A 22,283-nucleotide genomic window follows, 5' to 3' on the forward strand; every position below is an offset into this window, starting at 1 on the left:
TTTCCATATCTGACATCCGTCGATTGCTGAATATTCGCCGCCGCGGCAAGGTAGCCGTGCTGTCACACACAAGGAGGATACAGCATGCAATATTCAGAGAAAAAAGCGTTTTCCGGTTACCGTCGTCACGTTAACGCCGCGCTGACCGCGCTGTTGTTATGCCTGGCCGGGCCGGCCGCCGCGGTGGAAAAAAACGAGGCGCCGATGCTCTCAACACCGGCGAGCCATGGCGGACAATCGGTGATGACCAAGGCAACCGAAGAGGCGGCGGTCAGCATCAATCAGGCCACTGCCGAACAACTGGCCGCCGCCTTGAGCGGCGTCGGCCTGAAGAAGGCGGAAGGCATCGTGCGCTATCGCGAACAGAACGGGCCGTTCACCCAGGTTGAGCAGTTACAGGAGGTACCGGGCATCGGGCCGGCGCTGTTTGAGAAGAACCGCACCCGGCTGAAAATGTGATCCCGGTCGCGGCTGCGTGGCAAAATGGCGCTGAGGCCGTGACTCCTCTGCTACATTTTACAGGTCTTACCAGTTTGGCGCGTTGACCAAACGGGCGAGGGAGCCAGCGCGGCTCCCTCTTTCTGTAATCACCAGGCAGGAGCGATCGTTCCCTATGCAAACCTTTATCAAAGTTCGCGGTTATCACCTTGATGTTTACCAGCACGTTAACAACGCCCGCTATTTGGAGTTTCTGGAAGAGGCGCGTTGGGAGTGGTTGGAGAACGAAGCCGGGTTCCGCTGGATGACGGAAAACAACATCGCTTTCATCGTGGTGAACATCAACATCAATTACCGCAGCCCGGCGGTATTGGGGGATAAGCTGCGTATCGACAGCCAGATGGTGCAGCTCAACGGCAAGAGCGGGGTGCTGAGCCAAAAGGTGACGCAGGATCCGGCGGGGACGCCGGTGGCAGACGCGCTGCTGACTTTCGTGTGCGTCGATCTGAAAACGCAGCGTGCGCTGCCGATCGAAGGAGAATTGCGCGAGCACCTGGAGGCGCTCACGCTGAAGGATAATCCGCAGTAAGCTCACGGGCGGCATAGGCTGCCGCCGTCACTGCCCTCAGGCCAGGCCGGCTTTCTGTTTCAACGCCGCCATCACTTCTGCCTGGTTGGTCCGGTACTGCGTCAGGCCATTGGCGCGCAGGTTGCAGGCGGCGCACTCGCCGCAGCCGTCACCCTTGATGCCGTTGTAGCAGGTCAGCGTATCCTGGCGTACGCGATCCAGCTGGTGGTAATAATCCGCCAGCGCCCAGGTCTCGGCCTTGTTCAGCCACATCAGCGGCGTTTCGAAGCGGATATCGCGGGCGATGCCCAGCGTCACCGCCTTGTTCAGTGCTTTAACGAACTCGTCGCGGCAATCCGGGTAGCCGGAGAAATCGGTTTCACACACGCCGGTGATCACCGCTTCCGCTTCGACCTGGTAGGCGTAGATCGCCGCCAGCGTCAGGAACAGGATGTTGCGGCCCGGTACGAAGGTGCTCGGCAGCGCATTTTTCTGGTTGGGATCGTAGGCGGGAACCGGAATATTGTCGCGCGTCAGGCTGCTGACGGCCAGCTCATTGAGCAGCGTTACGTCCAGCACCTTGTGCGCCTTGGCACCGAGGGTTACCGACAGTTCTTGAGCCACTTCAATCTCGGCGCGATGGCGCTGGCCGTAATCGAACGTGACGCAGTGAACTTCGTCATACTGTTGCAATGCCTGGATTAAGCAGGTCGTGGAGTCTTGTCCACCGCTGAAAACGACAACCGCGCGCTTCATAAAATCACCTTTTTGGGCTTTGGCCTCTCCCGATACACATTCGGGCGGCAGGATAAAAATTGCGTTGCGGCGACAATAGTAGCAGAAAGGGCCGCCAGGCGCAGGGCGGTTCGGCTCAGGCCGGTGCGTCGTCCACCGGCGGCGGCAGCCACGCCTGGCAAAAATCGAACCAGCCGTGGGCGGTCAGCGTGACGCCATGCATGCGCGGCGGCGCGCTGATCTGATACTGGTAGTGGAACAGCGGCGTGATGATGGCGGCGGCCATCAGCCGTTGATAATAGGCCTGCAGCCGTGCGAAACGCGGTTGCTGCGCCTGCAGCTGCTGGATCTGCCGCAGCGTATCCTGTTGCTGCTGCCAGCGGCTTTCCGTCAGGATGCCGCGCCACAGCGTATCCTGCCGCAGCCAGCTCTCCAGCGTCGCCTCCGGCGCTTCGCCGATCAGGTTGTCCGCCAGCAGCAGATCGGCCTGGGCGATCTGTTCCTCGCTTTGCCAGCGCTTGCCGGCATAGTAACGCACTTCCAGCTCGCAGCCGTGCTGCGCGAGCAACCGCTGTAGCGCGGCCGTCACCGTTTCCAGCTCGACCGGCGGCCGATACAGCAGCGTCAGCCGGGCGGGCAGGGCGACATCCTCTTCGACCTGTTGGTGGGGGATGCGCCAGCCGGGTAGCATTTCATGGCTGGGGGTGATCACGCTGTTGGGGATCGGCAGATGGCTCAGCAGGCCGGACTGCTGGATCAGCATCAGCAGCTTTTGCCCCTGGGCTTCGTTCAGCACGCCATGGCGCAGGTTCAGCGCCAAATAACACCAGCCCAGGCTCATGCTGCGCTGCACCGGCCGGGCCTGCGCTAAATCGTCTTGCTGGCCTATGGTGATGCGCACCGGATGCTGGCAACTGGTGTAGGTGCCGGCGGTAGGTAAATCGGGGGTGATCCAGTATTCGATGGTATCCAGATACGGATGCTGCAGATGATAACCGGCGTGCTGTTCCAGCCGCACCAGTTGCGGCTCATTCAGTGTCAGCTTGAACGGGCCGGCGCCGATGGCCGGCAGCTCCGGGTGAGTCATCAGGCAAGGCAGCTCCGCCAGCCGGTGGGCCAGCCAGTAGTCCGGCAGGTGCAGATCGAACTGAATGCACAACGGATGCGGCAGGCTGATGCGCGCGACGTTGGCCAGGCTCGGTTGGCTGCGCGGATGGCGCTGCAGTTTTTCCAGCGTTTGCAGCAGTTGGTGGCCGGTCAACGGTTCGCCGTTGTGCCAGCGCAGCTGGCTGCGCAGAAAGAAGCGCCAGCGCAGGCCGCGATCGCTAATCTGCCAATGGTGCGCCAGATCGGGCTGCGGTTCCGGGTTACCGGTCATCAGGCGCGTCAGTCCGGCGTGCAGGGTCGACACCAGATGTTGTTCGGCGCGGCCGGTCAATGTGAGCGGGTCGAGCGCTTCCAGCGTGCGGTAATAGGGAATACGCAGTGTCGGGCTGCCGGCCTGCCATTGCCCGCCGAGGTGCGGGCTGAGCAGATCCTGCAGGTGCTGCGGATCGAGCTGCGCCATCTCCAGCGCTCCCTGATGATTGCCCTGTTGCAGCAGCTGTTGAAGCAGCTGCGCGCGCAGTTCATCCGGGGTTTTCAGGCAGTGCAGGCGAGCGCGCTTACCGCGGCCGGGCTGCGAATGCCAGCTCAGCCAGCCTTGATCCTGCAGCTGCTGCACCAGCGTGCGGGCATGGCGTTCGCTGCAGTAGAACATCGCCGCCAGTTCGCCGATGGTCACGGCGATCGGCGCGCTGCCGAGCTGTTGATACAGGCGTTGATATTGGCTGAGGCGGTGAACCAGGCGCATGGGCAGAAATCCGGAACAGTTTTCTCAAATTGTTCACTATTACTTCCGCAAATACCATCCCATACTGCAGTGATTGTAATCGCGTTCACATTCATGAGGTCTTTATGTATCGCCTGGCAGCTTTCGATATGGACGGCACGCTGTTGATGCCGGATCACCGGGTTGGCCCGGAAACGCTGGCGGTGCTGAACCAGCTGGTGGAGCGTGAGATGGTGGTGACGTTCGCCACCGGGCGCCACTACCTCGATGCGCAACCGATCATGGCGCAACTGGGGCTGCAGGGGTACCTGATCACCGGCAACGGCACGCGGGTATATGACAACCGCGGCCAACAGCTGCACGCCACCGACCTGCCGGCGGCGGTGGCCGAAGAGGTGCTGCATCATCATTGGCGCACCCGCGCCAGCATGCATGTATTCCGCGACGAAGGTTGGCTGACCGAGTTTCCCGTGCCGGAAGAGATGCTGCGGGCGCATCACCTGAGCGGTTTTCGTTTTCAACTGGCCGATGTGCGCCTTCTGCCGGCGTTCGGCAACAGCAAGGTGTGCTTTGTCGCGCCACATGAGGAGTTGCTGGCGTTGCAGGTGCAGCTGCGGGCGCAATTGGGCGATGAGGCAGACCTGTGCTTTTCCGCCTACGACTGTCTGGAGGTGCTGCCGCTCGGTTGCAACAAAGGCACGGCGCTGGAGCGGCTGAGCCGTCATCTGGGGCTGACGATGGCCGACTGCATGGCGTTCGGCGACGCGATGAACGACAAAGAGATGCTGGGAGCGGTGGGGCACGGCGTGGTGATGGGCAACGCCCTGCCGCAGCTGAAATCCCTGCTGCCGCAGCTACCGGTTATCGGCCATTGCCAACAACAGGCGGTGGCTCACTATTTACAACATTGGCTGCGTTCACCTTGCCTCACCTATTCCCCCGAAGAATGAGGTTCTCCTTACAGCCGGCCGGGTATGACTACCCGGCTTTTTTTTAGCCGAAGCCTGGCGTTACAAATCCGCCAGCTGCGCGAGATACGGCTGCAGATCGCCGATGTTGTTGCTGACCCATTCCGGGTTGTAATAGGTATCCAGATAACGCTCGCCGCTGTCGCACAGCAGGGTGACGATCGCCCCTTGCTCGCCGTTTTCCCGCATCTGCTTCGCCAACTGCAGCGCACCCCAAACGTTGGTGCCGGTAGAGGCGCCAACCTTGCGGCCCAGCACGCTTTCCAGCCAGTGAATGGTGGCGACGCTGGCGGCATCCGGCACGCGCAGCATGTTGTCGACTACCGACGGGATGAACGACGGCTCGGCGCGCGGGCGGCCGATGCCTTCGATACGGCTGCCGCAGCTGCCGATCAGGGTGCGATCGCCGTGGTGGAAGCAGTCATAGAACACCGAGTTTTCCGGATCGACCACCGTCAATTGGGTGTCGTGCCCCTGATAGCGAATGTAGCGCCCCAGCGTGGCGGAGGTGCCGCCGGTGCCGGCGCTCATCACGATGTGTTTCGGCACCGGGAAAGGTTCGCGCGCCATCTGGCGGAAGATGCTGTCGGCGATGTTGTTGTTGCCGCGCCAGTCGGTGGCGCGCTCGGCGTAGGTGAACTGATCCATATAGTGGCCGTTCAGCTCTTTCGCCAACTGTTCGGAGGCAGCGTAGATCTGGGCGGCGTGATCGACGAAGTGACAGCGGCCGCCGTAAAAGGCGATCTGTTCCACCTTGCGGCGCGCGGTGCAGGACGGCATCACCGCGATGAACGGCAGGCCGATCAGACGGGCGAAGTAGGCTTCGGAGACCGCGGTGCTGCCGGAAGAGGCCTCGATGATGGTGGTGTTCTCGGTGATCCAGCCGTTGCACAGGCCATAAAGGAACAGCGAGCGCGCCAAGCGGTGTTTCAGGCTGCCTGTCGGGTGAGTGCTTTCATCTTTCAGGTACAGGCAGATGCCGGGAAACGCCGGCAGGTTCAGGCGAATCAGGTGCGTATCGGCGGAGCGCTGAAAATCCGCTTCTATTTCACCGATAGCATATTTTACCCAAGAGTTTGTCATGATTTGGCCTCAGAATAGGGGGCTGGTTTATGGCGTAGCATAGCCTGTCGGCAGGAAAAAAGGATTGCCATTTTCCCTGTTTAATCGCCTAATGGGAGAAAATTTTTCTCCGGGTTGCCGCTATGTTAGATAAAACAGACCGTAAGCTGCTGTGCATGCTGCAGCAAGATTGCACCCAGTCGCTGCAGGCGCTGGCCGATGCGGTCAATTTGACCTCTACGCCGTGCTGGAAACGGCTGAAGCGTCTGGAAGACGAAGGCTATATCCGCGGCCGGGTGGCCTTGCTGGATAACGAAAAGCTCGGGCTGGGGCTGACGGCGTTCGTGCTGATCAAGACCCAGCAGCACAGCAGCGAGTGGTATCAGGCGTTTGTGCAGCTGACCAGCCAGATGCCCGAGGTGCTGGCGTTCTACCGGATGGCGGGGGAGTACGACTACCTGATGCAGGTCGAAGTGGCGGACATGAAAAGCTACGACGGCTTTTATAAGCGCCTGGTGAACGGCGTACCGGGCCTTATTGACGTCACCTCGAGCTTTGCCATGGAAAAAATCAAATACACCACTGCGCTGCCGGTGCCGGAGTGAAAAGTTAACCGGACGGGCGGCTCAACGGTGGTATCCTGCTCTGCTGAAGCAGAAAAAGAGACAAATCCCATAAAATCCTGGAATCAAACTGCGTGAGATTATTTGCACAAATCGGCTGGTACTTCCGCCGGGAGTGGCGCCGCTACCTCGGGGCGGTGGTGCTGCTGATCGTCATCGCCATCCTGCAACTGTTGCCGCCTAAGCTGGTCGGCATCATCGTGGATGGCGTCACCGAAAAACAGATGTCCACCGGCGTGCTGTTGGCCTGGCTCGGGCTGATGATCGGCACCGCGATAGTCGTTTACCTGCTGCGCTATGTGTGGCGGGTGCTGCTGTTCGGCGCTTCCTACCAGCTGGCGGTCGAACTGCGCGAAAACTTTTACCGCCAGCTCAGCCGACAAAACCCGGCGTTCTACCTGCGTCATCGCACCGGCGACCTGATGGCGCGCGCCACCAACGATGTGGATCGCGTGGTGTTCGCCGCCGGTGAAGGCGTGTTGACGTTGGTGGATTCGCTGGTGATGGGGGTGGTGGTGCTGGTGGTCATGAGCACCCAAATCAGCTGGCAGCTGACGGTGTTGGCGTTAATCCCGATGCCGCTGATGGCGATCGCCATTAAATATTACGGCGACCAGCTGCACCAGCGCTTTAAATCGGCGCAGGCGGCGTTTTCCAGCCTGAACGATCAGGCGCAGGAAAGCATGACCAGCATCCGCATGATCAAGGCCTTCGGGCTGGAAGATCACCAATCCAACCGCTTCGCCGACGTCGCGGCGCAGACCGGGGCCAAGAACATGCACGTGGCGCGGGTGGATGCGCGCTTCGATCCGACCATTTATATCGCCATCGGCGCGTCTAACCTGTTGGCTATCGGCGGCGGCAGCTGGATGGTAGTGAACGGTTCGCTGACGCTCGGGCAACTGACCAGCTTTGTGATGTACCTCGGCCTGATGATCTGGCCAATGCTGGCGCTGGCCTGGATGTTCAATATCGTCGAGCGCGGCAGCGCAGCCTACAGCCGCATCCGCAGCCTGCTCGACGAGGCGCCTGCGGTGCAGGATGGCCCGCAGGCGTTGCCGGCCGGGCGCGGCGTGCTGGAGGTGGATATCCGCGCGTTCCACTACCCGGAAAACCCGCATCCGGCGCTGCACGATGTGGCGCTGACGCTGAAACCAGGGCAAATGCTGGGGCTATGCGGGCCGACCGGAGCCGGCAAATCGACGCTGCTGTCGCTGATCCAGCGCCAGTTCGACGTCGATCAAGGGCAGATCCGCTATCACGGCCTGCCGTTGCCGCAGGTCAAACTCGACGACTGGCGTTCGCGGCTGTCGGTGGTGAGCCAAACGCCGTTCCTGTTCTCCGATACCGTGGCGAACAACATCGCACTGGGCCATCCGGGGGCGACGCAGGCGCAGATCGAACAGGCGGCGCGGTTAGCCAGCGTCCATGAGGACATTCTGCGGCTGCCGCAGGGCTATGACACCGAGGTGGGCGAACGCGGCGTGATGCTGTCGGGCGGGCAGAAACAGCGCATCTCCATCGCGCGCGCGCTGCTGCTGGATGCGGAGATCCTGATCCTCGACGATGCGCTATCGGCGGTGGATGGCCGTACCGAACACCAGATCCTGCACAACCTGCGCAGCTGGGGGCAAGGTCGCACGGTGATCATCAGCGCACACCGGCTGTCGGCATTAACCGAGGCCAGCGAAATCCTGGTGATGCAGCACGGCGGCGTGGCGCAGCGCGGCGATCCGGCGGCGCTGGCGGCGCAGCCGGGCTGGTATCGCGATATGTACCGCTATCAGCAGCTGGAAGCGGCGCTGGACGAAGCGCCGGAAAACGGCGAGGAGGCGTTGGCCGATGAATAAAGTGCAAAAGCTGTGGCCGACGCTGAAGCGCCTGCTGGCCTACGGTTCGCCGTACCGCAAACCGTTGGGGGTGGCGGTGCTGATGCTGTGGGTGGCGGCGGCGGCGGAAGTCGCCGGGCCGATCCTGGTGAGCTATTTTATCGATAATTACGTCGCCAAAGGGCAACTGCCGCTGATGATCGTCGGCGGGTTGGCGGCGGCCTACATTCTGCTGGAGCTGCTGGCGGCGGCGCTGCATTACTTCCAGGCGCTGCTGTTCAACCAGGCGGCGGTAGGCGTGGTGCAGCGGCTGCGCACCGACGTGATGGACGCCGCGCTGCGCCAGCCGCTCAGCGCCTTCGACACGCAACCGGTCGGGCAATTGATCTCGCGCGTCACCAACGACACCGAAGTGATCAAGGACCTGTACGTGATGGTGGTCTCCACGGTGCTGAAAAGCGCCGCGCTGATCGGCGCCATGCTGGTGGCGATGTTCAGCCTCGACTGGCGCATGGCGCTGGTGGCTATCTGCATCTTCCCGGCGGTGTTCGTGGTGATGGGCATCTATCAATATTACAGCACGCCGATTGTGCGCCGGGTGCGCAGTTATCTGGCGGACATCAACGACGGCTTCAACGAAGTGATCAACGGCATGGGCGTGATCCAGCAATTCCGCCAGCAGGTGCGCTTCGGCGAGCGCATGAGCGCCGCCAGCCAGTCGCACTATCTCGCGCGCATGCAGACGCTGCGGCTCGACGGTTTCCTGCTGCGGCCGCTGCTCAGCCTGTTTTCGGCGCTGGTGCTGTGCGGTTTGCTGATGTTGTTCGGCTTCAGCGGTGAAGGCGTGATTGGCGTCGGCGTACTCTATGCCTTCATCAACTACCTGGGGCGTTTGAACGAACCGTTGATCGAGCTGACGTCACAACAGTCGATCCTGCAGCAGGCGGTGGTGGCCGGCGAACGCATTTTCGAACTGATGGATCGCAGCCAGCAGAGTTACGGTTCCGACGATAGTCCGTTGGCCGGCGGCCGCATCGACATCACCGATCTGAGCTTCGCTTACCGCGCGGACAAAAAGGTGCTGCAGCATATTTCGCTGTCGGTGCCGTCGCGTGGCTTCGTGGCGCTGGTCGGGCACACCGGCAGCGGCAAGAGCACCTTGGCCAACCTGCTGATGGGTTATTACCCGGTCAGCGAGGGGGAAGTGCGTCTCGATGGCCGCCCGATCTCCAGCTTGTCACACCGCACGCTGCGCCTGGGCGTGGCCATGGTGCAGCAGGATCCGGTGGTGATCGCCGATTCGGTGCTGGCCAACGTGACGCTGGGGCGCAATATCGAGGAACACGCCGTTTGGCGAGCGCTGGAAACGGTGCAGCTGGCGGAGCTGGTGCGTGGCTTCCCGCAGGGGATTCACACCCGACTGGGGGAGCAGGGCAATAACCTGTCGGTTGGGCAGAAACAGCTGCTGGCGATGGCGCGGGTCTTGGTGCAGGCGCCGCAGATCCTGATCCTCGACGAGGCGACCGCCAATATCGACTCGGGCACCGAGCAGGCTATCCAGCGCGCGCTGCGTGCGATCCGCGAGCACACCACGCTGGTGGTGATCGCTCACCGCCTCTCGACGATCGTCGACGCCGATTCCATTTTGGTGCTGCATCGCGGCCAGGCGGTGGAGCAGGGCAACCATCAGCAGCTGCTGGCGCAGCAGGGGCGTTACTACCAGATGTACCAACTGCAGTTGGCGGGCGAGCAGTTGGCGGAAGCGGTGCGCGAGGAGAGCCAACCCGCCTGAATATGGGCCGCGCTCGCGGCCCTTCTTTCTTTCCAACGCACCATAAGCAGGCAAACCATCTGGGTCACGCCCCCTTTCTGCACTTTTTCGACGCGATGTGCACCAAATCAGTGCGCATTATTTAACCTATCCAAGGTATCGGTGCCGTGCTGCCTCGCGGCTGCGCCCGCGTGCCCGCTAATCCGCTGAATCGCCCTGCAAAATTAAATTTGGCACAGCCCTTGCTACATATGACGCGTACCAGGGGTGAGTTTGGGCTTAATTCGTGGAGGGGCAATATGAAGCTGGTGACCGTGGTAATCAAACCGTTCAAGCTGGAGGACGTGCGCGAGGCCTTGTCCTCCGTGGGCATTCAGGGGTTGACCGTAACCGAAGTGAAGGGCTTTGGCCGCCAGAAGGGGCACGCCGAGCTGTATCGCGGCGCCGAATATAACGTCAATTTCCTGCCCAAGGTCAAAATCGATATCGCCATCGCCGACGATCAGTTGGATGAAGTGGTTGATGTGATTAGCAAAGCCGCCTACACCGGCAAAATCGGCGACGGCAAAATTTTCGTTGCCGAGTTGCAACGTGTGATCCGCATTCGCACCGGTGAAACCGACGAATCGGCACTGTAACCGCGAACTCAGTTAAGTGATGGGGATGGATTGATAATGAAAAGACTGTTATCCATGTTGGGCCTGAGTTCGGTAACCCTGGTTCCTTCTTTGGCCCTGGCCGCCCCGGCGGTCGCTGATAAGGCCGACAACGCCTTTATGATGATCTGCACCGCGTTGGTGCTGTTCATGACGCTGCCGGGCATCGCGCTGTTTTACGGTGGCTTGCTGCGCGGCAAAAACGTGCTGTCGATGCTGACGCAGGTCACCGTCACCTTCGCGCTGGTCTGCGTGCTGTGGGTGTTGTACGGCTATAGCCTGGCGTTCAGCGAGGGCAATGCGGTGTTCGGCGGGTTCGAAACGGCGATGCTGAAAGGCATCGGCATCGACAGCGTCACCGGCAGCATCAGCCAAATGATCCACGTCGCCTTCCAGGCCTCCTTCGCCTGTATCACCGTGGCGCTGGTGGTGGGGGGCTTCGCCGAACGCATTCGCTTCTCGGCGGTGCTGATCTTCGCGATCCTCTGGTTCACGCTGTCTTATCTGCCGATCGCGCACATGGTGTGGGGCGGCGGTTACCTGGCCGCCGACGGCGCCTTGGACTTCGCCGGCGGCACCGTGGTGCACATCAACGCCGCCAGCGCCGGGTTGATCGGCGCCTACCTGATTGGCAAGCGCGCCGGCTTCGGTAAAGAGGCCTTCAAACCGCACAACCTGCCGATGGTGTTTACCGGGGCGTCCATCCTGTATATCGGCTGGTTCGGCTTCAATGCCGGTTCCGCCAGCGCGGCCAACGGCATTGCGGCTCTGGCATTCCTCAACACCGTGGTTGCCACTGCGGGCGCCATTCTCTCCTGGACCTTCGCCGAGTGGGTGCTGCGCGGCAAGCCTTCATTGCTGGGCGCCTGCTCCGGCATGATCGCCGGGCTGGTAGCAGTGACGCCGGCGGCGGGCACCGTGGGCGTGGGCGGGGCGTTGATCATCGGCCTGGTGGGCGGCGTCGCCGGCCTGTGGGGCGTCGTGACGCTGAAAAAATGGCTGAAAGTGGACGACACCTGCGACGTGTTCGGTGTGCACGGGGTGTGCGGCATCGTCGGCTGCCTGTTGACCGGGGTGTTTACCGCCTCTTCACTGGGCGGCACCGGTTACGCCGAAGGGGTGACGATGGGCCATCAGGTCTGGATCCAACTGGTGAGCGTGCTGATCACGCTGGTGTGGTCGAGCGTCGCCGCCTTTATCGCCTTCAAGATCGCGGGCGCCATGGTTGGATTGAGAGTGCCGGAGGAGCAGGAACGCGAGGGGCTGGACGTCAACAGCCACGGCGAGAGCGCCTACAACCAGTAAGGCTCAAAGCAGGGCAGTGCGCTAAAGACTAAAATAATGATGAAGCCAAAAGGGGCGATGGAAACATCGCCCCTTTCTTTATGCTGCGGATCAGGCGTCGCGTTGGCGAATCACCCCTTCCTGCACGGTGGTGGCGACCAGTACGCCCTCGCGGGTATAAATCTGGCCGCGCACAAAGCCACGTGCGCCGGAGGCGGAGGAGCTCTCCACCGCGTACAGCAACCAGTCATCCATGCGGAACGGACGGTGGAACCACATCGAATGGTCAATGGTGGCCACCTGCATGCCCGGCTCGAGGAAGCCGACGCCGTGCGGCTGCAGCGCCGTCGGCAGGAAGTTAAAGTCCGACGCGTAGCCCAGCAGATATTGGTGGATGCGCTGATCGTCCGGCATGCTGCCGTTGGCGCGGAACCACACGTAGCGATGCGGTTCTTCCACGCTGCCTTTCAGCGGGTTATGGAATTTCACCGGGCGCATTTCGATCGGCTTCTGGCCGATAAATTTTTCGCGCACTTTTTCCGGCAGCATATGCGCCAGCTTCTGGGCGATCTCTGACTCAGACAGCAGCCCTTCCGGCGGCGGCACGTCCGGCATCAGATTCTGATGCTCAAAACCCGCTTCCGGACTCTGGAAGGAGGCGGTCATATAGAAGATAGGTTTGCCGTGCTGGATGGCGCTGACGCGGCGTGCGCTGAAGCTGTTGCCGTCGCGCAGGGTTTCCACGTCGTAAACGATAGGTTTGCTGCTGTCGCCCGGGCGCAGGAAGTAACTGTGGAACGAATGCACGCTGCGCTCGTCCGGCACCGTCTGTTTGGCGGCGTACAACGCCTGGCCGACCACCTGCCCGCCGAACACCTGGCGCAGCCCCAGATCTTCACTCTGACCGCGGAACAACCCTTCTTCGATTTTCTCCAGATCCAGCAGATCGAGGAGGTTTTGCAATGCCTGGCTCATAAAGTTGTTACCTTTCTAATAATCATTTTGCGCAGTGTGCGGAATATCACGGCGCGGCGTCAACATTTTGCGTTAAGGGGCCGATGAGAATGCTCTTAATCATGGACGCCTTGGGCTGTTTAAGTGATTAATAGGCGGGGTAAAGTGGATTTATCAGTGTTTTGTGCTAGGTTTAATAGGTGAGGTGGTGAAAGCCACCAACATGTTGATAATAAAAAAGGAGACCGATCCATGAAACTCTGGCAAATCGTAGGCGGTGCCGCGGCACTGACGATCACGCTGGCAGGATGCGCGCAAAAGAGTGCCGATGTGCCTACACAGACGGCCGGTAACCCGGCGGCTGCGCAAACGCAGATTCAGGGCCCGGCGGTGACAGGTTCGGTTAATATACGTCAGCGCATTGCGCTGCCGCCGGACGCCGTACTGACGGTCACCCTCTCTGACGCTTCGCTGGCGGATGCGCCGTCCAAAGTGATTGCACAGCGCGCGGTACGTACCGAAGGGCAGCAGGCGCCATTCAGCTTTACGCTGCCGTACAACCCGTCCTACATCCAACCGAATGCGCGCATCATTCTGAGCGCGGCGGTGACGGTCAACGGGCGCCTGATGTTCATTACCGACACCATCCAGGAAGTGGTTAACCGCAACGGCACCCGCGCCGATCTGCTGCTGGTTCCGGTGCAGGGCGTGCCGATTCAGGCTGCGCCAACCGCCATGCAGTAAACTTACTGCGGTACAGCAAGATAAAATCAACAGCCTTTGCGCTCCGGCCAAAGGCTGTTTTGTTTTACCAGCGCCAGCCGTAGCGTTCGAAATCGACCGTGCTGTGCGGGCCGAAAATTATCCCCTCCGCCAGCAGTGCCTGCCGTTGCCGTTGAAAATCCTCCCCCTGCTGCGAGATCTGTCCGTGGCGGTTGATCACCCGGTGCCAGGGCAGTGCGCTGCCTTCCGGCAAACGCCGCAGCACGCCGCCAACCTGACGCGCGGCGCGCGGCGAGCCGGCCAGCCGGGCGACTTCACCGTAAGTGGTGACTTTGCCGAACGGGATGGCGGCCACGATATGGAAAACCCGCTGGCTGAAAGAGGCGTCTTCTGGTTGCATATTGCTGTTCCTGCACGAGTCAAAACCCAGGCGAAGAGTGTGCCACAATGCAGGTGGGCAAGAAAACAGCGGTTGGCCCCGGTTGGCTTGCTATTTGGTGGGGCATCGCCGATAATGCCCACCGCTTCGGAGTACAGAAGCCGTCAATGGGGGCCCTGTTGGTTCTCCCGCAACACTAACTTGTGAACTCGGTCAGGTCCGGAAGGAAGCAGCCGCAGCAGGTGACGTGTGTGCCGGGATGTAGCTGGCAGGGTCCCCACCCATTTGGGCTTCGCCAATCCGCGCTTTTGTCACCTCTCCTCCACATATCTATTATCCATTTCTGTCATCAGGCAGAGCGACACGCATTTCTTTTCTTCCCGCCTTCAATTCTTTTGGATAATGAATTAGCGGTTCTGGGGAGCGGGCACAGTGAGGTGGGCGATGAGATAACCTGTCTCGATTAAAAAAGAAAATTGTTTCCGCGCAATATTATTATCGGAAGAGGGAACGCAAGTGAAGTTTTACTGTCAATAGGAAAAGTACGTATTCAACTTGAACATTGAGGCCGATAAAAGCATCGGCTCAACGCGTTGGGGGCTGATTATCTGACATATTTCCAAACGGAGGTGGGGATTTTGTCATACAGTTTGTTCATGGTGAGCTCTGCCAGACGATGATCTGCCGCTGAGTAAAACAGCTCCAGTTCATCATCGGAAAGCTCGTACTTATTTTTCTCAATAACACGTTCGAGAGTATCAATCGTGGTGCATTTACGTAAACGCATCAGATAGTCGGTTTTAGTCATGGTGGCCTTTAGTTTAATAACCGTAAAATAGCTTGGGAATAATTATCCCCTAAGTTTTCATTGTCGTACAGATGTCCTCTCCTGAGAACATTCTGAATAATCTCGCCTTGGTTTTTTGCCAGCGGCGCAGGTCGGAATCATTGATACCATAGCTGCTGAACAGCGTATAGGTATCGTCGAGATATTCTTCGACTAACTCCGACAGGTCAGATTCGTCCATGTATTTAATTTTATAACTCATCACAAACGAAGCGATATGTTCGATCAACTCATTAAGCTGCAGGTTGACGGAGGACGTCGGATCGTTGACCCACCCATGATGACTGTCTCCCAGGGTAGCGATACCTTCATCATACAAATTTTCGCACAAGAATTTGAGCTGAGCAATGTCGTGTCGCTTAGGCGAATACTCATCCATATCATCCCCTCCGTAAGTCTTAATTGCGGTGTGATAACACTATGTGAGTAAGCTGATTTACATCATGAACGGAGGCAGCTTAACGGTGGTTAAATAAACTTCCCGTAAAATGAATATAAATCATTTTTTCGCGTTTGGCCTGTAGTTATTACTTAAACTTACAATTCATCCGCAGTTGATGGGCGTGAGTTATCAATGATGTCGAAGATTAAACCCCGCGCCGTCACTCGAAACCGGACGCTGTCGTTGATGATATCTTCGCTGTTGATATCCAGGCAGGCATTAAAAATGCCCCACTTATAACGATAACTCATTGAATAATCGCTGTCACCTTGCTGCACTATATCAAGTATTTCTAATGAATCTTCGGCATAGCGTGCGCTTTCAGAATAAAAGCTGAGTCCGCTGGTCAGCGCCGGCACTAACTCCGCAATATTGTCATGAACCACTTTCTTTAATTTTTTAACAGAAAGTGCGTTGACGTCCAGGTTACAGGCAAGGGTAACAAGCATTAATCTCGGCCAACAACAATGTTATCTGCTTATCTTACTCCTTTTCCGCCCTCGTCGGTAAATTTTTCGATTTACCGCTGTTCTTTACCTTACGCCAACATTCCAACCGAATGGAAATATCCCTGGGTTTTGTAAGGGGGCGGGGGGAGATCCGCTGTGCTAGGGATTGTTACGTTCCGTTGCATTATTGTCGCGCCATAGCTTGAGCCATGGTAGTTGTTGTGATGTTATATTATAACTTTCATCCATTATTTTGGTCATAACATTGATTCCCACTTCACGACATGGTGCCGCGCCGCCACTGAATTCGTTGTTCACCACCTCCGCTGCTGCGCGTTGTGCGGGGGCCGTTGTGCTGCTGGCTCTGCTGTGGCTCGGCATCTTTTGGGCGGTATCGCTGCCATGATCATCCTGCGTCAGCTGGCGCTAGGCTATGGCGCCACGCCGCTTTTCCCGCCGCTGAGCGGGCAGTTTACCGCCGGCTCGTTAACCGCGGTGGTGGGCGTCAATGGGGCCGGAAAATCGACATTGCTGAAAACGCTCGCCGGTTTGTTGCCGCCGATGGGCGGCAGCCTGAGTTTCAGCGGCGGAAAGCCGCCGCGCAGAGCTTACTTACCGCAGCAGGCGGAGCTGGATCGGCAGTTCCCGATCGCGGTAAGCGATCTGGTGGCGATGGGATGTTGGCCGCAAAGCGGCATGTTCGGCGGTATGAACCAGCATGCGGCGAGCCAGGTTAATGAAGCGCTGGCGAGCGTCGGCATGAGTGCGCTGGCGCACAGCCCGGTGGGCGAGCTCTCCGGCGGCCAGCTGCAGCGGGTGTTGTTTGCGCGCCTGCTGGTCCAACAGGCGCCGCTGATTTTGCTGGATGAACCTTTCACCGGTATCGACAGCACCACCACGCAGATCCTGCTGCAGGCGATCGCGCAGCTGCACCGGCAGGGGAAAACGGTGATCGCCGTGCTGCACGATATGTCGATGGTCGCCGAGCATTTTCCGCAGGCGCTGTTGCTGACGCCGCAGGCTTGCCACTGGGGCGCGGCCAAGCAAGTGCTGGAACAGGTGCCGAGGTATCACGCCGCCGACCGGCTGCCGGATCTGCGGGCGGTGGCGCCATGATGCTGTTGCATGGGCTTGTCGATCCTTTCCTCTCTTTCGGTTTTATGCGCCGCGCGCTGATGGCCTGCCTGGCGTTGTCGCTCAGCGCAGCCCCGCTGGGCGTGTTTCTGTTGCTGCGCCGCATGAGCCTGGTGGGGGATGCGTTGTCCCACGCGGTGTTGCCCGGCGCGGCGATCGGTTATCTGATTTCCGGCATGTCGCTGGTGGCGATGGGCGTAGGCGGCTTTATCGCCGGGCTGGCGGTGGCGATGCTGTCCGGCCTGGTGAGCCGCCGCACGCCGCTGAAAGAGGACGCCAGCTTCGCCGGATTCTATCTGGGCTCACTGGCGCTGGGGGTCACGCTGGTCTCGTTGCGCGGTTCCAGCGTGGATCTGCTGCACGTGTTGTTCGGTTCGACCCTGGCGGTGGATGCGCAGGCGATGCTGATGGTCGGTGCTATCGCCTCGGTTTCGCTGCTGGCGCTGGCGGCGCTGTACCGCGCGCTGGTTATCGAATCCTTCGACGTCACTTTCCTGCGCGTTAACGCGCCGCGCCGGTTGGCGCTGATCCACGGCCTGTTTTTGGCGCTGGTGGTGGTCAATCTGGTGGCGGGATTCCAGATCCTCGGCACCCTGATGTCGGTGGGGCTGATGATGCTGCCCGCCGCCAGCGCACGCTTCTGGGCGCGCAATCTGCCGCAGACGCTGGCGACGGCGATGGGCATCGGCGCGCTTTCCAGTCTGATTGGGCTGGTGTGGTCCTACTACGCTTCGCTGCCTGCCGGTCCGGCGATCGTGCTCAGCGCCAGCATCCTCTTTTTTGTCTCGATCCTGTTTGGAACGCGCGGAGGCATTTACGCCTTTGCGCGCCGTTGAGAAGTGCCATTTGCAAGGAGAAAATATGAAACGTTTACCTATATCGCTGGCGGTAGCTGCTCTGCTGGCCAGCCCATTGGCGATGGCGAAGACCGTCGATGCCGTCGCCAGCTTTTCCATTCTCGGAGATATCGTCAAGCAGGTGGGCGGCGATCACGTCAAGGTCAGCACGCTGGTGGGGCCGGATGGCGATCCGCACAGTTTCGAGCCTTCACCGCAGGACGGCAAGAAGCTGGCTCAGGCTGATGTGGTATTCGTCAGCGGCCTGGGGCTGGAAGGGTGGATCGATCGCCTGGTCAAGGCTTCGGGTTATAAAGGGCAGGTGATCACCGCTTCACAGGACATCAACACCCGCCAGATGGAAGAGGATGGCAAACCGATTACCGATCCTCACGCCTGGAACAGCATGAAAAACGGCGTGCAGTACGCCACCAACGTGATGAACGCCCTGATCGCCGCCGATCCTGAGGATGCCAACTATTTTCGCCAGCGCGGCGCCGACTACATTCAGCAGCTGCAAAAGCTGGATCTGTGGGCCAAAACTCAGTTCGCCGCAGTGCCACCGCAGAAACGTAAGGTGCTGACCAGCCATGATGCTTTTGGCTACTTTGGACAAGAGTATGGCGTCACCTTCCTTGCCCCGGTCGGATTTTCCACCGAAGCGGAAGCCAGCGCCAGCGACGTGGCGAGCCTGATTAAGCAGATTAAACAGGAGAAGGTTAACGCTTACTTTATCGAAAACCAGACCGATCCGCGGCTGGTGAAGCAGATTGCCGCCGCCACCGGCGCCAAGGTGGGCGGCGAGCTGTACCCTGAAGCGCTCTCCCGCGCCGGCGGCCCGGCGGCCACCTATGAGCAGGCGTTCAAACACAATGTCGACACGTTGCTGAGCAGCATGAAGTAATCTCTGCCCCCGCCTGCGGGTGGGGGACAGCTTGCAGGCACTTTCTCGCCATAAAAAAAGCCCCGTTGAGCAGCAACGGGGCTTTGCGACAGATGACACTTGGGAGTTAACGCTTTTTCTTACGTCCCTGTACCGCTTTGAATCGCGGATTGCTTTTACAGATCACATAGATGCGGCCACGACGACGCACGACTTTGCAATCCGGATGGCGATTTTTCGCCGAACGCAATGAACTCAATACCTGCATGGGGTTTCCTTGTTACTTATTGCCGATAAAGCGGCCAAAGCGCTGCTGGAAGCGCGCCGTGCTGCCTTCTTTGGAATAGTCTTTCTGCTTACCGGTGTAATACGGATGCGAAGCGGAAGAGACGTCGAGGGTGACATACGGCCAGCTTTCGCCGTCCAGTTCGATAGTGCGATCGGTTTTGATGGTCGATCCCACTTTGAAGTAGGCATTGGCGCTGACGTCGTGGAACACCACGGTGCGATAATCGGGATGGATGCCGGGTTTCATAATGGCTCTCTTGTGTAATGTTATACTATAACAATAATTATGCGCCGACCTGGCATCATGATCAAGCGTAAATTGCACTCATGAGCGAATTAATGAGAACGGTTTGCATTAATCTGCTGAAGCAAAAGAAAAAGGCCGCATGCGCGGCCTTTTCGATTATCGGGTGGAGCTCACATCACTGAGCGATCAGTGGTGCTCTACCGGATGGCTGTGTTCCAGGTCTTCGTTCTTCTTGCTGAAGCGGCGGCGAACCACCACGAAGAACACCGGTACGAAGAAGATCGCCAAGACGGTAGCGGTGATCATCCCGCCCATAACGCCGGTACCAACCGCGTTCTGTGCGCCGGAGCCCGCACCGCTGCTGATAACCAGCGGCAGAACCCCGAGGATGAAGGCCAGGGATGTCATCAGGATTGGACGCAGACGCATACGCACTGCTTCCAATGTCGCCTCGATCAGGCCTTTGCCTTCTTTTTCCATCAGGTCTTTGGCGAATTCCACGATCAGGATGGCGTTCTTCGCCGATAGACCAATGGTGGTCAGCAGCCCTACCTGGAAGTACACGTCGTTGTTCATGCCGCGCATCGTCGCGGCCAACAACGCACCGATAACCCCCAGCGGCAATACCAGCATGACCGAGAACGGCACGGACCAGCTTTCATACAGCGCCGCCAGACACAGGAACACCACCAGAATCGAGATAGCGTACAGCGCCGGCGCCTGGTTGCCCGACAGACGTTCCTGATAGGACATGCCGGTCCAGTCGTAACCGATGCCGCTTGGCAGTTTGGACGCCAGCTGTTCCATCAGGTTCATCGCTTCACCGGTACTCTTGCCCGGTGCGGCCTGGCCCAGAATTTCCATCGACGGCAAGCCGTTATAGCGTTCCAGACGCGGTGAGCCGTATTCCCATTTCGCCGAAGAGAAGGCGGAGAATGGCACCATCTGGCCGCTGGTACCGCGCACGTACCACTTGTTGATGTCTTCCGGCAGCATGCGGAACGGCGCTTCGGCCTGTACGTACACCTTCTTCACACGACCGCGGTCGATGAAGTCGTTGACGTACGAGCCACCCAGCGCGGTGCTCAGCGTGCTGTTAATGGTGGTGATGCTGACGCCCAACGCCTTGGCTTTCTCCTGATCGACGATCAGTTTGAACTGCGGCGTATCTTCCAGGCCGTTCGGGCGCACGCCCACCAGCACATCCGGATGCTGAGCAACCATGCCCAACAGCTGGTTACGCGCTTCAGTCAGTTTTTCGTGCCCCAGGCCGCCCTGGTCAATCAGCTCGAAGTCGAAGCCGGTTGCGGTACCGAGTTCGATGATCGCCGGCAGGTTGAACGGGAACACCAGGCCTTCTTTAATCTGCGAGAAGGCGCCCATGGCGCGACCGGCGATCGCTTCTACCTTGTTCCCGGCCCCCGGACGCTCACCCCAGTCTTTCAGGCTGACGAATGCCAGGCCGTTGTTCTGGCCGTTACCGTTGAAGCCGAAGCCCGCGACGGTAAACACCGAAACCACGTTGTCCTTTTCCTTGTTCAGGAAGTAGTCGGAGACTTCTTCCAACACCTTGTTGGTGCGGGATTCGGTGGCGCCGGCAGGCAACTGCACCATGGTCAACAGGATGCCCTGATCTTCGTCCGGCAGGAACGAGGAAGGCAGGCGCAGGAACAGCAGGCCCATGCCAACCACGATCAGCAGGTAGATGATCAGATAGCGGCCGGTGCTGCGCAGGATGTTGCCCACGCTGTCGGTATAGTGATGCGTGCTCTTCTCGAACATGCGGTTAAACCAGCCGAAGAAGCCTGTTTTAACCCCGTGATCGCCTTTCGGGATCGGTTTGAGCATGGTGGCGCACAGCGCCGGCGTCAGGATCAAGGCCACCAGCACCGACAGCGCCATCGCGGATACGATGGTGATCGAGAACTGGCGATAGATGGCGCCGGTTGAGCCGCCAAAGAACGCCATCGGCACGAATACCGCTGACAGCACCATGGCGATGCCCACCAGCGCGCCCTGGATCTGGCCCATCGATTTACGGGTGGCTTCTTTCGGCGGCAGCCCCTCTTCGGACATGACGCGCTCGACGTTTTCCACCACCACGATGGCGTCATCTACCAGCAGGCCGATCGCCAACACCATGCCGAACATCGTCAGGGTGTTTATCGAGAAGCCGAACGCCGCGAGTATCGCAAAGGTCCCCAACAGTACTACTGGCACCGCGATGGTTGGGATCAGCGTCGCGCGGAAGTTCTGCAGGAACAGATACATCACCAGGAACACCAGGATGATGGCTTCGATCAGCGTTTTCACCACTTCGTTGATGGAGATTTTAACGAACGGGGTGGTGTCGTACGGATAAACCACTTTCATCCCTTGCGGGAAGAATGGCGCCATCTTGGCCAGCTCGTCTTTCACACCTTTGGCGGTGTTCAAGGCGTTGGCGCCGGTTGCCAGTTTGATACCCAGGCCGGCGGCAGGCTTGCCGTTATAGCGAGCGGTAACGGCGTAGCTTTCCGCGCCGCGCTCGATGTGAGCGACGTCGCGCAGGCGCACCTGGGAACCGTCGGTATTTACCTTCAGCAGGATCTTGCCGAACTCTTCCGGCGAAGTCAGACGGGTCTGCGCGATGATCGAGGCGTTCAACTGCTGCCCCGGCACCGGCGGCAGGCCGCCCAGCTGGCCAGCGGCGATCTGGTTGTTCTGCTCGGTGATGGCGGAGGTCACGTCCGTGGTCGTCAGCTGGTAGTTGTTCAGCTTGTTCGGATCCAGCCAGATACGCATCGCGTACTGGGCACCGAACAGCTGCACCTCACCCACGCCGGACGAACGGCTGATCGGATCCTTGATGTTGGACGCCACGTAGTCCGCAATATCGTCCTGCGTCATGTTCGGATCGTCGGAAACGAAGCCGGCCACCATCAGGAAGCTGCTGCTGGATTTTTCTACTTTCAGGCCCTGCTGCTGAACTTCTTGCGGCAGCAGCGGGGTGGCCAACGACAGTTTGTTCTGGACCTGAACCTGCGCGATGTCAGGATCGGTGCCGGACTCAAACGTCAGGGTAATGGTGACGCTACCAGAGGAATCACTGGTGGAGGACATGTACATCAGGTTATCGATACCGTTCATGTTCTGTTCGATAATCTGCGTGACGGTATCCTGCACCGTTTTGGCATCTGCGCCCGGGTAGTTGGCGGAAATACTCACCGCCGGCGGTGCAATAGTGGGATACTGCGCGATGGGCAGTTTCATTATTGCAAGCACCCCCGCCAACATGACGATGATGGCGATTACCCAGGCGAAAATTGGGCGGTCTATAAAGAACTTAGCCATGTA

Annotated in this window: 23 protein-coding genes and 1 other RNA gene; 13 read left to right on the forward strand and 11 right to left on the reverse strand. The window is 59.4% G+C overall.

Going from position 1 to position 22,283, the window contains the following annotated elements; translation table 11 throughout:
- Positions 1–84 precede the first annotated feature (84 nt).
- Positions 85–459 carry a ComEA family DNA-binding protein gene (locus ACJ8PN_RS00925; RefSeq protein ID WP_442534530.1) on the forward strand — a complete coding sequence of 125 codons (375 nt, stop codon included), beginning with the start codon at positions 85–87 and terminating at the stop codon, positions 457–459.
- A 154-nt stretch (positions 460–613) separates the two neighbouring features.
- Positions 614–1,027: an acyl-CoA thioesterase gene (locus tag ACJ8PN_RS00930; RefSeq protein ID WP_004940344.1), complete on the forward strand. Its 414-nt coding sequence runs from the start codon at positions 614–616 to the stop codon at positions 1,025–1,027.
- A 36-nt stretch (positions 1,028–1,063) separates the two neighbouring features.
- Here the strand turns inward: ACJ8PN_RS00930 and queC are convergent, their stop codons facing one another.
- Positions 1,064–1,762 carry a 7-cyano-7-deazaguanine synthase QueC gene (queC, locus tag ACJ8PN_RS00935; protein WP_442534531.1) on the reverse strand — a complete coding sequence of 233 codons (699 nt, stop codon included), beginning with the start codon at positions 1,760–1,762 and terminating at the stop codon, positions 1,064–1,066.
- A 115-nt stretch (positions 1,763–1,877) separates the two neighbouring features.
- Positions 1,878–3,593 (reverse strand): SgrR family transcriptional regulator, encoded by a 1,716-nt coding sequence (locus ACJ8PN_RS00940; protein WP_171453427.1) that lies wholly within the window; start codon positions 3,591–3,593, stop codon positions 1,878–1,880.
- 104 nt (positions 3,594–3,697) lie between these two features.
- On the opposite strand from ACJ8PN_RS00940, the gene cof reads away from it, so the two are divergent.
- The gene (gene cof, locus ACJ8PN_RS00945) at positions 3,698–4,522 is read left to right on the forward strand and encodes an HMP-PP phosphatase (RefSeq protein WP_171453428.1); all 825 of its coding nucleotides are present in this window, start codon (positions 3,698–3,700) and stop codon (positions 4,520–4,522) included.
- A 60-nt stretch (positions 4,523–4,582) separates the two neighbouring features.
- On the opposite strand, the gene ACJ8PN_RS00950 is transcribed toward cof, so the two are convergent.
- A complete protein-coding gene (locus ACJ8PN_RS00950) occupies positions 4,583–5,623 on the reverse strand; it encodes a PLP-dependent cysteine synthase family protein (protein WP_411261209.1) in 1,041 nt (346 codons plus the stop codon).
- Between the two features lie 122 nt (positions 5,624–5,745).
- Between ACJ8PN_RS00950 and ACJ8PN_RS00955 the strand changes: the two genes are divergently transcribed.
- From ACJ8PN_RS00955 to amtB, 5 genes are all read left to right on the forward strand, one after another.
- Entirely contained in the window at positions 5,746–6,207 is a 462-nt protein-coding gene (locus tag ACJ8PN_RS00955) for an Lrp/AsnC family transcriptional regulator (RefSeq protein WP_004940330.1), read from the forward strand.
- 92 nt (positions 6,208–6,299) lie between these two features.
- Positions 6,300–8,075, forward strand: a complete 1,776-nt coding sequence (gene smdA, locus ACJ8PN_RS00960) for a multidrug efflux ABC transporter permease/ATP-binding subunit SmdA (RefSeq protein ID WP_437189275.1) — start codon at positions 6,300–6,302, stop codon at positions 8,073–8,075.
- Positions 8,068–9,846, forward strand: a complete 1,779-nt coding sequence (gene smdB, locus ACJ8PN_RS00965) for a multidrug efflux ABC transporter permease/ATP-binding subunit SmdB (RefSeq protein WP_442534532.1) — start codon at positions 8,068–8,070, stop codon at positions 9,844–9,846. The genes smdA and smdB overlap by 8 nt, the downstream gene beginning before the upstream one ends.
- Positions 9,847–10,124: 278 nt before the next feature.
- Positions 10,125–10,463 (forward strand): P-II family nitrogen regulator, encoded by a 339-nt coding sequence (gene glnK, locus ACJ8PN_RS00970; RefSeq protein ID WP_004940327.1) that lies wholly within the window; start codon positions 10,125–10,127, stop codon positions 10,461–10,463.
- Positions 10,464–10,499: 36 nt separating this feature from the next.
- Positions 10,500–11,786, forward strand: coding sequence for an ammonium transporter AmtB (gene amtB, locus ACJ8PN_RS00975; RefSeq protein ID WP_004940322.1), 1,287 nt, complete (start codon positions 10,500–10,502; stop codon positions 11,784–11,786).
- A 90-nt stretch (positions 11,787–11,876) separates the two neighbouring features.
- Here amtB and tesB read toward each other — a convergent pair whose 3' ends face one another.
- Positions 11,877–12,740: an acyl-CoA thioesterase II gene (gene tesB, locus ACJ8PN_RS00980; protein WP_171453432.1), complete on the reverse strand. Its 864-nt coding sequence runs from the start codon at positions 12,738–12,740 to the stop codon at positions 11,877–11,879.
- A gap of 231 nt (positions 12,741–12,971) precedes the next feature.
- Here tesB and ACJ8PN_RS00985 point away from each other — a divergent pair, with 231 nt between their 5' ends.
- Positions 12,972–13,463 (forward strand): YbaY family lipoprotein, encoded by a 492-nt coding sequence (locus tag ACJ8PN_RS00985; RefSeq protein ID WP_411261206.1) that lies wholly within the window; start codon positions 12,972–12,974, stop codon positions 13,461–13,463.
- A gap of 64 nt (positions 13,464–13,527) precedes the next feature.
- Here ACJ8PN_RS00985 and ACJ8PN_RS00990 read toward each other — a convergent pair whose 3' ends face one another.
- Positions 13,528–13,842 carry an MGMT family protein gene (locus tag ACJ8PN_RS00990; protein ID WP_033633993.1) on the reverse strand — a complete coding sequence of 105 codons (315 nt, stop codon included), beginning with the start codon at positions 13,840–13,842 and terminating at the stop codon, positions 13,528–13,530.
- Positions 13,843–13,998: 156 nt separating this feature from the next.
- Here ACJ8PN_RS00990 and ffs point away from each other — a divergent pair.
- Positions 13,999–14,095: signal recognition particle sRNA small type (gene ffs / locus ACJ8PN_RS00995), an RNA gene on the forward strand.
- Positions 14,096–14,425: 330 nt separating this feature from the next.
- Here the strand turns inward: ffs and ACJ8PN_RS01000 are convergent.
- The 3 genes from ACJ8PN_RS01000 to ACJ8PN_RS01010 all read right to left on the reverse strand — a co-directional run bounded on the left by ACJ8PN_RS01000 (position 14,426) and on the right by ACJ8PN_RS01010 (position 15,559).
- Positions 14,426–14,629 carry an HHA domain-containing protein gene (locus tag ACJ8PN_RS01000; RefSeq protein WP_004940313.1) on the reverse strand — a complete coding sequence of 68 codons (204 nt, stop codon included), beginning with the start codon at positions 14,627–14,629 and terminating at the stop codon, positions 14,426–14,428.
- A 49-nt stretch (positions 14,630–14,678) separates the two neighbouring features.
- Positions 14,679–15,047 (reverse strand): Hha toxicity modulator TomB, encoded by a 369-nt coding sequence (gene tomB / locus ACJ8PN_RS01005; protein ID WP_004940312.1) that lies wholly within the window; start codon positions 15,045–15,047, stop codon positions 14,679–14,681.
- Between the two features lie 158 nt (positions 15,048–15,205).
- Entirely contained in the window at positions 15,206–15,559 is a 354-nt protein-coding gene (locus ACJ8PN_RS01010) for a hypothetical protein (RefSeq protein WP_004940311.1), read from the reverse strand.
- A 402-nt stretch (positions 15,560–15,961) separates the two neighbouring features.
- Between ACJ8PN_RS01010 and ACJ8PN_RS01015 the strand changes: the two genes are divergently transcribed.
- Genes ACJ8PN_RS01015 through ACJ8PN_RS01025 form a run of 3 tightly spaced genes read left to right on the forward strand, consistent with a single transcriptional unit; the run spans position 15,962 to position 18,433 of the window.
- Entirely contained in the window at positions 15,962–16,675 is a 714-nt protein-coding gene (locus tag ACJ8PN_RS01015; protein ID WP_442534533.1) for a metal ABC transporter ATP-binding protein, read from the forward strand.
- Positions 16,672–17,529, forward strand: a complete 858-nt coding sequence (locus ACJ8PN_RS01020; RefSeq protein WP_442534534.1) for a metal ABC transporter permease — start codon at positions 16,672–16,674, stop codon at positions 17,527–17,529. Before ACJ8PN_RS01015 ends, ACJ8PN_RS01020 begins: the two co-directional genes overlap by 4 nt.
- 25 nt (positions 17,530–17,554) lie before the next feature.
- Positions 17,555–18,433, forward strand: a complete 879-nt coding sequence (locus ACJ8PN_RS01025; protein WP_442534535.1) for a metal ABC transporter substrate-binding protein — start codon at positions 17,555–17,557, stop codon at positions 18,431–18,433.
- Between the two features lie 106 nt (positions 18,434–18,539).
- Here the strand turns inward: ACJ8PN_RS01025 and ykgO are convergent, their stop codons facing one another.
- From ykgO to sdeY, 3 genes are all read right to left on the reverse strand, one after another.
- Positions 18,540–18,680: a type B 50S ribosomal protein L36 gene (gene ykgO, locus ACJ8PN_RS01030; RefSeq protein WP_004940304.1), complete on the reverse strand. Its 141-nt coding sequence runs from the start codon at positions 18,678–18,680 to the stop codon at positions 18,540–18,542.
- A gap of 12 nt (positions 18,681–18,692) precedes the next feature.
- On the reverse strand, positions 18,693–18,947 hold the full coding sequence (locus ACJ8PN_RS01035; RefSeq protein ID WP_004940303.1) for a type B 50S ribosomal protein L31: 255 nt from the start codon (positions 18,945–18,947) through the stop codon (positions 18,693–18,695).
- 186 nt (positions 18,948–19,133) lie between these two features.
- Entirely contained in the window at positions 19,134–22,280 is a 3,147-nt protein-coding gene (sdeY, locus tag ACJ8PN_RS01040) for a multidrug efflux RND transporter permease subunit SdeY (RefSeq protein WP_015376860.1), read from the reverse strand.
- Positions 22,281–22,283 lie beyond the last annotated feature (3 nt).

This window comes from Serratia sp. CY76391, assembly GCF_052166695.1.
Classification (GTDB): Bacteria; Pseudomonadota; Gammaproteobacteria; order Enterobacterales; family Enterobacteriaceae; genus Serratia; species Serratia nematodiphila.